At 35.7% G+C, this 12,045-nt stretch carries 11 protein-coding genes; 4 read left to right on the top strand and 7 right to left on the bottom strand.

The features are described 5' to 3' along the window. Nucleotides 1-4: 4 nt before the first annotated feature. Nucleotides 5-607, bottom strand: a complete 603-nt coding sequence (locus AB674_RS15195; RefSeq protein ID WP_047777951.1) for a hypothetical protein — start codon at nt 605-607, stop codon at nt 5-7. A gap of 53 nt (nt 608-660) precedes the next feature. Continuing rightward, complete coding sequence (locus tag AB674_RS15200; RefSeq protein ID WP_047777953.1) at nt 661-1,680, bottom strand: 2-hydroxyacid dehydrogenase; 1,020 nt, start codon at nt 1,678-1,680, stop codon at nt 661-663. 195 nt (nt 1,681-1,875) lie between these two features. Between AB674_RS15200 and AB674_RS15205 the strand changes: the two genes are divergently transcribed. Next, nucleotides 1,876-2,310: a hypothetical protein gene (locus tag AB674_RS15205; RefSeq protein WP_047777954.1), complete on the top strand. Its 435-nt coding sequence runs from the start codon at nt 1,876-1,878 to the stop codon at nt 2,308-2,310. Between the two features lie 46 nt (nt 2,311-2,356). Here the strand turns inward: AB674_RS15205 and AB674_RS15210 are convergent, their stop codons facing one another. The 5 genes from AB674_RS15210 to AB674_RS15230 form a co-directional block, all read right to left on the bottom strand. Further along, nucleotides 2,357-4,831: a zinc-dependent metalloprotease gene (locus AB674_RS15210; RefSeq protein ID WP_047777956.1), complete on the bottom strand. Its 2,475-nt coding sequence runs from the start codon at nt 4,829-4,831 to the stop codon at nt 2,357-2,359. Nucleotides 4,832-5,011: 180 nt separating this feature from the next. Beyond that, the gene (gene hemL / locus AB674_RS15215) at nt 5,012-6,298 is read right to left on the bottom strand and encodes a glutamate-1-semialdehyde 2,1-aminomutase (RefSeq protein WP_047777958.1); all 1,287 of its coding nucleotides are present in this window, start codon (nt 6,296-6,298) and stop codon (nt 5,012-5,014) included. Between the two features lie 85 nt (nt 6,299-6,383). Continuing rightward, complete coding sequence (locus tag AB674_RS15220) at nt 6,384-7,289, bottom strand: glucosaminidase domain-containing protein (RefSeq protein WP_047777960.1); 906 nt, start codon at nt 7,287-7,289, stop codon at nt 6,384-6,386. Next, nucleotides 7,282-8,178 (bottom strand): 1-aminocyclopropane-1-carboxylate deaminase/D-cysteine desulfhydrase, encoded by an 897-nt coding sequence (locus AB674_RS15225; protein WP_117610347.1) that lies wholly within the window; start codon nt 8,176-8,178, stop codon nt 7,282-7,284. The genes AB674_RS15220 and AB674_RS15225 overlap by 8 nt, the downstream gene beginning before the upstream one ends. Nucleotides 8,179-8,187: 9 nt before the next feature. Next, entirely contained in the window at nt 8,188-8,523 is a 336-nt protein-coding gene (locus tag AB674_RS15230) for a hypothetical protein (protein WP_047777964.1), read from the bottom strand. Between the two features lie 112 nt (nt 8,524-8,635). On the opposite strand from AB674_RS15230, the gene AB674_RS22235 reads away from it, so the two are divergent. The 3 genes from AB674_RS22235 (at nt 8,636) to AB674_RS15240 (ending at nt 11,651) form a co-directional block, all read left to right on the top strand. Continuing rightward, nucleotides 8,636-8,818: a DUF5522 domain-containing protein gene (locus AB674_RS22235; protein ID WP_082210652.1), complete on the top strand. Its 183-nt coding sequence runs from the start codon at nt 8,636-8,638 to the stop codon at nt 8,816-8,818. A gap of 273 nt (nt 8,819-9,091) precedes the next feature. Continuing rightward, the gene (locus tag AB674_RS15235; protein WP_047777965.1) at nt 9,092-11,068 is read left to right on the top strand and encodes a urocanate hydratase; all 1,977 of its coding nucleotides are present in this window, start codon (nt 9,092-9,094) and stop codon (nt 11,066-11,068) included. Nucleotides 11,069-11,114: 46 nt separating this feature from the next. Further along, nucleotides 11,115-11,651, top strand: coding sequence for a DUF4136 domain-containing protein (locus tag AB674_RS15240; protein WP_047777967.1), 537 nt, complete (start codon nt 11,115-11,117; stop codon nt 11,649-11,651). Nucleotides 11,652-12,045 lie beyond the last annotated feature (394 nt).

Here is a 12,045-nt window from a genome sequence, read left to right on the forward strand (position 1 = left end):
GTTTCTAAAAAGAATACTTCTCCAATTTCCCTGACTGAATATCCAAAATCTTCGGAGAATTTTGAGGTGTTTTTCCTTTCCAAACTTCCTGAACAGAAGGATTAGAAGGATATTTTCCGTTTTTCATTTTCACAAGATGAACACCACTCCCACTATTAACAATAAGATCCTGAAATTTCTCTGAAGAAGTTGCTGCTGTAAGAATAGGAAAATTAGTTACCGTAAACGAATTTAGCACACTTCCGTCATTGTTCAGAATATAACCGGAACAACCTCCGCTTCCGCAAAAGTAGGGGTTGGAAAAGCCAACAAAATATTCGTTTTTCTTATCATTATTTAAATCGAAAGCTTCGTAATAAAAGAATCGATCGTCTTTTGCCATGGCTTTAAGATCATCTTTTAATAAAATTAGAAGTTGCTTTCTGATCATTTCAACCGCTTTATCATCTTTATCAGGAACATCTCCTACATCCGCAGAACCCGTAGCAGTCTTTGTTAAGGTATCTTCTGCAATTGTTTTAACGATATTTTCCTTTGCCGGTTTTTCTTTATTCTGGCAAGAATACAGCGCCAGAATTGCACAGGCCATTAAAATTTTATTTCTCATATCTCTATTTTAATTTTATAACATTCTGCTTAAAATCAATTAACAACTCGGTTTTAAACCAGGGAAGCCGCTTTGTTTTTAATATCATTTTCAACCAATAATGACTTAATATTATCAAAAGTAACTAAAGCAATCCGAGTTAATGCTTCGTTAGTAAAAAAAGCCTGATGCGCAGTAACCAAAACATTCGGAAAACTCATTAACCGCTGAATGGCATCGTCCTGAATAATGTCGGCAGAAAGATCTCTGAAAAACAACTTTTCTTCCTGCTCGTAAACATCGATCCCTAAATAACCTATTTTACCCTCTTTTAAACCCTCAATAACACTGGCTGTTTCAATCAATCCTCCTCTACTGGTATTGATGATCATCACTTGGTTTTTCATCAAAGTAATTGCGTTTTTATTGATCAGGTGTTTCGTTTGTTCATTTAACGGACAATGCAGTGAAATAATATCACTCTCTTTAAAAATAGTTTTTAAATCGGTAAAAACAATACCGTCTTTTTCCATTTCCGGATCCGCTATAATATCATAGGCTATTACTTTACATCCGAATCCTAAGGCAATTTTAGCGAATGCTTTACCAATATTTCCCGTTCCTATAATTCCGATTGTTTTTCCGAACAAATCGAAGCCTAACAATCCGTTTAAGGAAAAATTCTGCTCCCGAACTCTATTATAAGCTTTGTGTGTTTTTCTGTTTAATGTCAAAATCATTGCCATGGCATGTTCTGCAACTGCTTGTGGCGAATAAGCGGGAACGCGACAAACCTTAAGATTGTATTTTTTTGCCGCTTCTAAGTCAACGTTATTAAAACCGGCACAACGCAAAGCAATAATTTTCACATTCTTTTCTGCCAATTGTTTGATAACGGCTTCATTGACAATATCATTCACAAAAACACAAACGATAGCGCACTCCTGAATTAAAGTTGCCGTTTGCGGATTGAGTTGGGTTTCAAAAAAATCCAATTCAAAACCAAACTCATTGTATTTATTAAAGAACGTTTTATCGTAAGGCTGTGTTGAAAAGAAAGCTACTTTATTTTCGCTCAAAGATCCTAAATCCATATACTTATCTGTTATTTATTCGCATTTATAAATTTCTTAAATTTAATGATTAATTCCGAATTTTCTTAAAAACAGAAAAGACGCATTTATAAAACAATGAAGCCTAACCTGTTAAATAATCCATAATTATTGACACGTCATTAAACCTAATAAATTTTATAAAGTCTAATTGCTATAACCTTTAAAAAACAAATTATGAAAAAATTACTTATCGCAGCTTTGCTATTCGTTGGAATGGTAAGTTTTGCTCAAGACGCAGATCAAACTTCTAAACCACAAAGAGAGAAGCTGACACCGGAACAACGCAATGACAAACAGCTAAAAAAACTAACGTCAGAACTGAATCTGGATGCCAGCCAACAAACTCAGGTAAAACAACTTTTAGCAGACAGAAGTGCCAAAGCACAAAGTTTTAAAGAAGCACGTCAGGCGAAAAAAGACAGTAATATGAAGCCAACGGCAGAGGAAAAAGCAGCTTTCAGAAAACAAATGACGGATGAAGTCGAAGCAAATGATGCCAAAATGAAATCGATCTTAAAAGCAGACCAATACACCAAATGGAAAGCAATTCAGGAAGACAACAAGGAAAAATTTAAAGAAAAAAGAAAAGAAAGAAGAGAGAATCCATAACAAAAAAAAGAGGCCTAAAAGCCTCTTTTTTCGTTAGTATCCTATTTTATTTTGGATTAAGTATCAAATCTATTCTTTTGATACAATCTTCATAGTGGTATTTTGTTTCCGTATTCACAGCTGTTGCTTTTGCTACTGAAAGTGTTTTTCTTAAAGCACTTAATTCACCACGAACCAAAGCTCTAACATCAGACTGAGACACATTATAGTAAGTCGCAGATCGATCCGTTGGCTTAATTTCTTCGGTCATCAAAAACCCCATTCGGTCAATGAAAGCACGTTGTAAATTTCTTCTGTAAATCGTTACATTAGCTGCTGTACCTGCTTCTTTCCAAATTCCTTTGCGAATATCTTTAAACAAATCTAAAGCTTTGTACGTATCAGCTCCCAGAATTTCGTTGTCCATTAGCCTTCCGATACGTCCTAAACTAAGCAGACTATTCAATTGTCTCACTTGTATCCCTCTGAATCTTTCTGTGTAACCTGCGAAATCTGTATTTTTTAACGTCGTTACATTTACAATCCATGTTGGAGAAGCAAAAGCATTCGTTTGAAGCCAATTCATCGCCTCTATTTGTTTTGCTTTTGGAACTACCTCGTAAACGTTTCCGGATTGATTTGGGTTTTTAGTATTCTCGTAAACACCTCCAACATTCGTAACCACATGGCCTACATAACGGCTCCAAACATCTAATAATTCTTTATACAATTCATCTAAATCGTCGTAGTTGTTGGTAACATTACTCGTCCATTCGTTTAAATGAGCTGCTACATACTCCAAATTTTTAAGTCCGTATGAACTTGCTTTCATTGAATTATTACCCACATCTTCTGTTTGAGAAGTCGGGTCAAATGAACTGCTTTGTTTCCCGTATTTGTAAACTGGATTTCCTGCTTTTTCCACAATCCATTTATCTAATGTCGGTAATTCGTCTTGTGTCGTTTTTGCATTCGGAATTACTCTGTATCCCCAATTTAATGCATAATGATCGTAAGCACCCATTTTACGAATAAAACGTATGTTTTTATCCCCTGGTTGCGCGATATAGTTGTAACGGGCATAATCCATTATACTTGCTGCAATACCATTTTCCTGCGTAAAATCTCCATTTCTGTAGCTTTCTGTATCGTAAGCACAACTTGCTCCCATATTATGTGGAAAACCTAATGCATGACCTACTTCGTGTGCAATAACCATTCGCATCATTTCTCCCATTTCCTCATCACTTGTTTGTAATGTTCTTGCCGATGGGTTTGCTGCTCCGGTTTCAAGTAAATATCTGTTTCTGTACGAACGCAAATGATTGTGGTACCAAATAACATCACTCTCTATAATTTCTCCCGTTCTAGGGTCTGAAACGCTTGGACCTACTGCATTTCTGGTTGTACTTGCTACATAACGAATTACAGAATAGCGAACATCTTCAGGGCTGAAATCAGGATCCTCCTCTTTTGTTGGAGCATCTTTGGCAATAATAGCATTTTTAAATCCGGCAGTTTCAAACGGTTTCTGCCATTCTTCAATTCCTTGTTTAATATACTTTCTAAGTTTTACCGGAGTTGCCGGATCTAAGTAATATACAATTGGTTTTACAGGCTCAACCAATTCTCCTCTTGCATACGCTTCAGGGTCTTTAGGTTCCATTCTCCAACGACGGATATAGGTTTTAAGATCTGATTTTAATTCATTACTTCCGTAATCGTATTGGCTCATTGTGAACCATCCTACTCTTGGATCTGCTAACCTCGGTTTCATAGGAACTTCCGGCAACAAAATCATAGATTGATTCATCTGAACACTAATTGATTCTGTTTCTTCCAGCATTGACGGCTTAGAAGCATTATAAGTCATGTCCTGAACCACCTCGATATTCATTGGAAAACTTTTCATCGTATTCACAAAACTTCTCGATTCGTCCAAACCTTTTACTTTGTAAACCTCTCTCATTTCCGGAGATATTCCGCTAATCGCTTTTACGTCTGTACTGTAAAATTTAGTAACATCCACAACGACATTAGCCGAATCTTTACTGAAAGAAACGATATCAAAAGCAAATAATGTAGGGTTATAATTGTTTGCCTTAACCGAAATACTGATCGGCAAGCTGTCGTTTGCAACTGAATTATAAGACTTTGATTTGATTAAAATCTTATCCTGAAAACGTTGCCAAACCACTAGTTGTTCGTTTGTTTCTGAACCCGCGTTTACATAACCTCCACCCAAATTAGAAGGCAACTTAGACAATCGGCTCACCAGAAGCATGTCTTTATTCAAATATTTATTCGGAATTTCGAAGTAGTATTTTTTATCCACTTTATGTACTGTAAAGAGCCCTTCATCAGAAACGGCATCTTTAGTAATGACTTTACTGTACTCTTTAATAGTTGATTCCGGCTTTTTTTCCGGTGGGGCAACTGCAGCTTCGCCCTTCTTAGATTTCTCTTTTTTAGATTGTGCAAATTGGCTTACAGGAAACAGTAAAAAAACTGTAGTCGCAGCGAAAATGTAAAATTTCTTCATTAATGGTAAATTTAATAGTGATTTGATAAACAAAAATAATTTTTGATGCTAATATTTAAGGATTTATATTTAATTTAACTTTTAATTAACTGTTAAAAATTAAAATACGGTCCATAAAAAAAGCCTGACTTTACGTAAAAAATCAGGCCTAATTGTATATTTCGCTTCTAACGCTTTGGTTTAGAACGTCTTTGAAACCTTATCAATTGCGTTAATTGTAAAATCTAAATCCTCGTAGCTTAAAGCATCTGTAATAAACCAGGTTTCATAAGCAGATGGTGCGATATAAACACCCTCCTGCAATAATCCGTGGAAGAACTTTTTGAAAGTTTCGTTATCTCCTTTTGCAGCCGTTTGAAAATCGGTTACCGGATTTGCATCAAAATGCACCGAAATCATCGAACCTACTCTGTTGATCGTAAATACAACATTATTCGCTTTTAAAACCTTATCAATTCCTGCTTCCAAATAGGCCGTTTTTTCTTCCAAACGATCAAAGATAGCACGATCATTATTTAAGGATTGTAACATTGCCAATCCTGCAGCCATCGCCAAAGGATTCCCTGACAATGTTCCTGCCTGATAAACCGGACCAAGTGGCGCTAAGTAATTCATAATTTCTTCACGTGCAGCGAAAGCCCCAACCGGTAAACCTCCACCAATTACTTTTCCGAAAGTTACAATATCAGCATCAACATTAAACAACTCCTGAACACCACCACGAGCCAAACGGAAACCCGTCATAACCTCATCAAAAATCAATAGAATTCCGTTTGCGGTACATAGTTCTCTTAAGCCTTGCAGAAAACCTTCATGAGGAGGAATACAACCCATATTTCCGGCAACAGGCTCGATAATAATAGCCGCAATTTCGTTTTTATTCGCTTCGATTAAAGTCTTTACATTCTCTAAATCATTGTATTTTGCCAACAAAGTATCTTTTGCAGTTCCTTCTGTAACCCCCGGGCTATTTGGAGATCCGAAAGTTACCGCACCACTTCCTGCCTGAATCAAAAACGAATCAGAATGCCCGTGGTAACAACCTGCAAATTTTATAATTTTATCTCTTTTTGTAAAACCGCGAGCCAAACGAATCGCACTCATACACGCCTCTGTTCCTGAGTTTACAAAACGAATTTTATCAATATTCGGAACCATAGAAACGGCCAAAGCAGCGATTTCTGTTTCCAATTCCGTTGGCATTCCAAATGAAGTTCCCAACTTTGCTTTTTCGATTACAGCATCCACAACAGGCTGATAGGCATGACCTAAAATCATTGGCCCCCATGAATTAATGTAATCAATTAATTTATTTCCATCTTCATCATACAAATAAGCACCTTTGGCACTTTTTACAAAAATTGGAGTCCCTCCAACGGCTTTAAAAGCTCGTACTGGTGAATTTACTCCTCCGGGAATTACTTTTTCTGCTTCAGCAAAAAGCTGACTACTTCTTTTATAAATCATATTTTAGATTTCTGAATTTAGATTTTAGATTTTTTTAATGTTTCCAACCCAACTGAAAACGGAGACCGAGACCGAGACTAAAAAACTACCTAACTCTCAACTTCTGCCCAATAGAAAGCGCATTATCAGTAAGATTATTTTTCTGCTTCAAATCCTCCACCATTAAATTGAATTTTTTGGAAATCGAATACAAAGTATCTCCTTTTTGTACTTCATATAACGAAGGATCATTGGAATTGGAATTGGAATTAGAGTTGGGACTAGAACTTGTATTGGTAGAAGAAGTTCTCACCGGAGCCGATTTATTATAAGGCGTATATGCTTTTCCGGTAACCTGACAATCGTACTGATGCAGATTGTAACGCTCGATATAACTAATTAATTTATCGGGATAATTAGGATCTGTGGCGTAACCCGCTGCTCGTAATCCTTTTGCCCAGGCTTTATAATCGTCTTTTTCGTAAGTAAATAAGGTAGCGTATCTATTTTTTCCAACTAAAAACAAAGCATGATCCCGGTACGATTCTGAAGCTTCTGTATATTTCCTGAAACATTCCTGAGCCGAATCATCGTCATGACGAACACTATCTCCCACCCAGTCTTTATGGCATTTTATTCCAAAATGATTATTAGCCTCCAAAGCCAGATCGCCTCTTCCTGCACCCGATTCTAAAATTCCTTGTGCCAAAATAATACTGGCAGGAATACCATATTTCTGCATATTACCTACCGCAATATCCTTGTATTGCAACACATAATTATTGATTAGATCACTGGTAACAACGGTTTTTGAAGTAGACTGAATGACTTCGCTTGTATTATTTTTAGAAGGATTTTTGGCTACTGGTTTAGAATTAGCCGTTTTTCTTGTCGAAGCGGTTCTGGGTTTCTGAATTGCTGCTGCTTTTTTAGTTGTTGCAATAGCAGGTTTGCTGGAAGAACAGCTTGCCAATGCTGCAATCAGAAAGAGTATTATTATTTTCTTAAACATTCGTTTTTAGTATTGGTAATTTTTTCTGCTTCAACTTTAAATTCATTCCATCAATTCCCTGTAGTCCTCCGGTGTGAATGAGTAAAATTTTTGAATGCGCAGGAAAATAGTTTTTATGGATCATATCTATAACGCCAAAAACCATCTTTCCTGTATAAACCGGATCTAAAGGCACTTTATTTTCTTCAAAAAAAGCATTAATAAATTCAACTAATTCCAAATTTATCTTGCCATATCCTCCAAAATGATAGTCAGAAATCAAACTCCAGTTCTCATTTTTGACAAAAATACGAATTTCATCCATTAAAAAGTCACCTTTTAACGCTGGAAACCCTAAAATTTTCTGATTTGGAAAGGCACTATTTATCAATCCCGAAATTGTTCCACCTGTTCCAACGGCACAACAAACGTAATTAAAATCGGCATCTTCGGCGGTTAAAATCTCTTCACAGCCCTTTACAGCCAATTCATTTGTACCACCTTCGGGCACCAGATAGAAGTCGCCAAATTGCTGTTTTAAATTTTCTAAGAAAGAAATTTCATTCTTAAGCCGGTAATCTTCTCTGGAAACAAATTCAAATTGCATTCCGTTTTCCTGAGCAAATCTTAAAGTTGGATTTCCATCTATTTTATCCAAAAGTTCTTCTCCGCGAATCACTCCGATTGTTTTAAAACCCTGCTCTTTTCCGGCATAAGCAACCGCAGCAATATGATTAGAAAAAGCACCACCAAAAGTCAATACTGTTTCTTGATTCTCGGCTTTTGCCTGAAGTAAATTGTATTTTAATTTTCTAAATTTATTTCCGGAAACAAACGGATGGAGTAAGTCTTCGCGTTTTATCGTCAAAGAAATATGATTGGGAAGATCGATATGAATTTGTTGGTTCAAAATCTATTTTTATTTTAAAGTTAAGTAGTTCCAAAATTGAAAAAAGGAACGGGTTTTTAAATATCTCAAGTCGGTTTCGTTGGCATAGGCTTCTCTTTCAAAACTAATATTTCGATAAGCCTTTTCTGCATTTTTGTATTGAATTAAGCGTACTAAATATTCTAAAAAATACCAGACAAAAAAAGGGATAACAAGCATTTCTAATTGCTGTCGCAAATGAATTTTTTCATGATTTAAAAAAACCTTGTTTCCTTTATCCAAATTATATTTAACAATAACGAATGGAAATACAGCCATGCCGCGATATCCATTCGGAATTAAATATTTAGCAACAATCAGAAACATTAGCTGTAAAATTTATAAATTTGTAAAGGCAAAATTGTTTGTTTTCATTAAAACCATAATCGAAATAGGGCTTTAATAAAAAAACAAATAAACATTGCGTCTAAACAGGATTATGAAAGAGCAAAGTAATGAAAATAAATTAATCGAGGGTGAAGATTTTTATTACACACCCGAAGGTTACAAATGCTTTACCGAAAAACACCATCTAAAACGTGGTTATTGCTGTAAAAGCGGCTGCCGCCATTGTCCCTACGGATATGACAAGCGAACAGGTGAAATTAAAAAAATGAGGTAATGTGACAATTAGAAAATGTGTCAATTAGACAATTTGATAATTAAAAATCAGCAATCTAAAATCTAAAATCAACAACCTAAAATAATTACATGGATATTCTCTTGCGGAAATTTAGGATTAAGATCCACAAATCCTATCACAGGTCGGATATTCGTTATCCCTAGCTTTTTTTTTAATTTAAAATATGTAAATTAAAAAATTGAGAGCTGCTTATTAGTCTTTATTAGGACTTTAGCAACTCCGAATCTTAGCAACTTAGAACCTCAAAAAACAATGACTTTTCAAGAACAAATACAACAAGGAATTCCTTCTATATTACCCTCAAAAAAAGAATACGATTTAGCGATTAACCATGCGCCAAAACGAAAAGAAATTCTTTCTGTTGAAGAAAAAAAACTGGCTTTAAAGAACGCTTTACGTTATTTTGATCCAAAACACCACGCCGAATTAATTCCTGAATTCTCTGAAGAATTAGAAACATACGGTCGTATTTATATGTATCGTCTGCGTCCGGATTACAGAATGTACGCCCGACCAATCGACGAATATCCGGGAAAATCAGTACAAGCAAAAGCGATTATGCACATGATTCAGAACAATCTGGATTATGCTGTGGCGCAACATCCGCATGAGTTAATTACCTATGGCGGTAACGGAGCTGTTTTTCAGAACTGGGCCCAATATTTATTGACTATGCAGTACTTGTCTGAAATGACAGACGAACAAACTTTAACAATGTATTCAGGACATCCGATGGGTTTATTCCCTTCGCATACTGAAGCACCAAGAGTGGTCGTTACGAACGGAATGGTAATTCCGAATTACTCAAAACCTGACGATTGGGAGAAAATGAATGCCTTGGGTGTTTCACAATACGGACAAATGACAGCCGGAAGTTATATGTACATTGGGCCACAGGGAATTGTACACGGAACTACCATTACCGTTTTAAATGGTTTTAGAAAAATAAAACAAAATCCGGAAGGCAATTTATTCGTAACATCAGGTCTTGGTGGTATGAGTGGTGCACAGCCAAAAGCAGGAAATATTGCAGGCTGTATTACTGTTTGTGCCGAAGTAAATCCTAAAATCACTAAAATCCGTCACGAACAAGGCTGGATTAATGAAATTGTAACTTCAACCGAAGAATTGGTAAAAAGGGTACATACAGCAAAAGCCAATAAAGAAGTGGTTTCTATTGCTTATTTAGGAAATGTGGTTGACGTTTGGGAGTGTTTCGATAAAGAAAACATCAAAATCGATTTGGGTTCTGACCAAACTTCGCTTCATAATCCATGGGCCGGTGGTTATTATCCGGTTGGAATTTCATTTGAAGAAGCTAATGATATGATGGCTAATAATCCTGAATTATTCAAAGAAAAAGTACAAGAAACATTACGCCGCCACGCAGCAGCAATCAACAAACACACCGCAAAAGGAACTTACTTTTTTGATTACGGAAATGCTTTCTTATTAGAAGCTTCCCGTGCCGGTGCTGATGTAATGGCTGAAAACAACATCGATTTTAAATACCCGAGTTATGTTCAGGATATTATGGGACCAATGTGTTTTGATTATGGATTTGGCCCTTTCAGATGGGTTTGTACCTCTGGAAAACCGGAAGATTTACAAAAAACAGATACTATTGCTTCTGAGGTTTTAGAAGAAATGGCTAAAACTGCTCCGGATGAAATTCAGCAACAAATGCAGGATAATATCAAATGGATTAAAGGAGCGCAGGAAAACAAATTAGTGGTAGGTTCACAAGCCCGTATTCTATATGCAGATGCTGAAGGTCGTATTAAAATTGCAGAAGCATTTAATCAGGCAATTGCCAGAGGTGAAATTGGTACTGTCGTTTTAGGACGTGATCATCATGACGTTTCAGGAACCGATTCTCCGTACCGTGAGACTTCAAATATCTACGATGGTTCTCGCTTTACAGCTGATATGGCCATTCAAAATGTGATTGGAGACAGTTTCAGAGGAGCAACCTGGGTTTCTATTCACAATGGAGGTGGAGTTGGCTGGGGAGAGGTTATAAATGGTGGGTTTGGTATGGTTCTTGATGGTTCTAAAGAGGCTTCAAAACGTTTAGCATCAATGCTTTTTTGGGATGTTAACAACGGAATCTCAAGACGAAGCTGGGCTCGAAATGACGAGGCAATTTTTGCAATAAAAAGAGCCATGGAAGTTCAGCCTTTATTAAAAGTTACTTTACCTAATATTGTTGACGAAAGTCTGCTTTAATCTAGAGTTTCTTATTTTAAAATTAGAACATTAAAATTTTATAAATATGAAAACATTCAAATTAGTACCGATTTTTCTGCTTTTAATACTAACCTCTTGCAGTACCGTTAGTGTTTATTCTGATTATGATAAAAACGTAGATTTCACACCTTATAAAACGTATGCTTTTTTTAAGCCCGGAATTGATAAGGTTGAAATATCTGATTTGGATAAAAGACGTATACTACGTGCCATAGACGAGCAAATGCTGGCCAAAGGTTTTACTAAAAGTGACAATCCGGATGTATTAGTAAACATTTTTACTAAAGCAAGAGAACAGGTAAATGTAAATCAATTTAGTGCTGGCTGGGGTTACGGCTGGGGCTGGGGTTGGAATCCTTACATGATGTACGGAGGACAAACTACAGTTTCTACTTCTACAGAAGGTACTTTATATATTGATTTGATCGATGCCAAAAAGAAAGAAATGATCTGGCAAGGTGAAGGTATTGGAACGCTGACTAAAAACGTGGACAAAAAAGACGAAAAAGTAACCGAGTTTGTTTCTAAAATTTTAGCTCAATATCCTCCGTTAAAAAAGTAAATAAATAATAAATACAATTTTATGAAGCCTCCCAAATCGGGAGGTTTTTTTTATTTTAAATAATTTAAATACAGCTAATTTTTGCCACAGATTTCATAGATTCACACAGATTAAATCATTCTAATCATTTTAATCTGTGGTAAAAAATAAAACAAAAAAATGGATCTATTTAATGAAATGCTTACTGCTACCTGTTGGAACAGAATCCAGATTTACAACTAAAATTACAATTCAGTACACGCAGATAAAAAAATAATTAATACATTTGTTTTTCAGACAATTAAAAAATGACGAATTTAAATAACATTAGTATCGCTATTATTAACATTATTGCTATTCAGCGATAATGGCGAGGTGTTATATAAAGAAGTAAACAAATACAATTTTATGAAAC

Source organism: Flavobacterium sp. ABG (genome assembly GCF_001027725.1).
Taxonomy (GTDB): domain Bacteria; phylum Bacteroidota; class Bacteroidia; order Flavobacteriales; family Flavobacteriaceae; genus Flavobacterium; species Flavobacterium cupriresistens.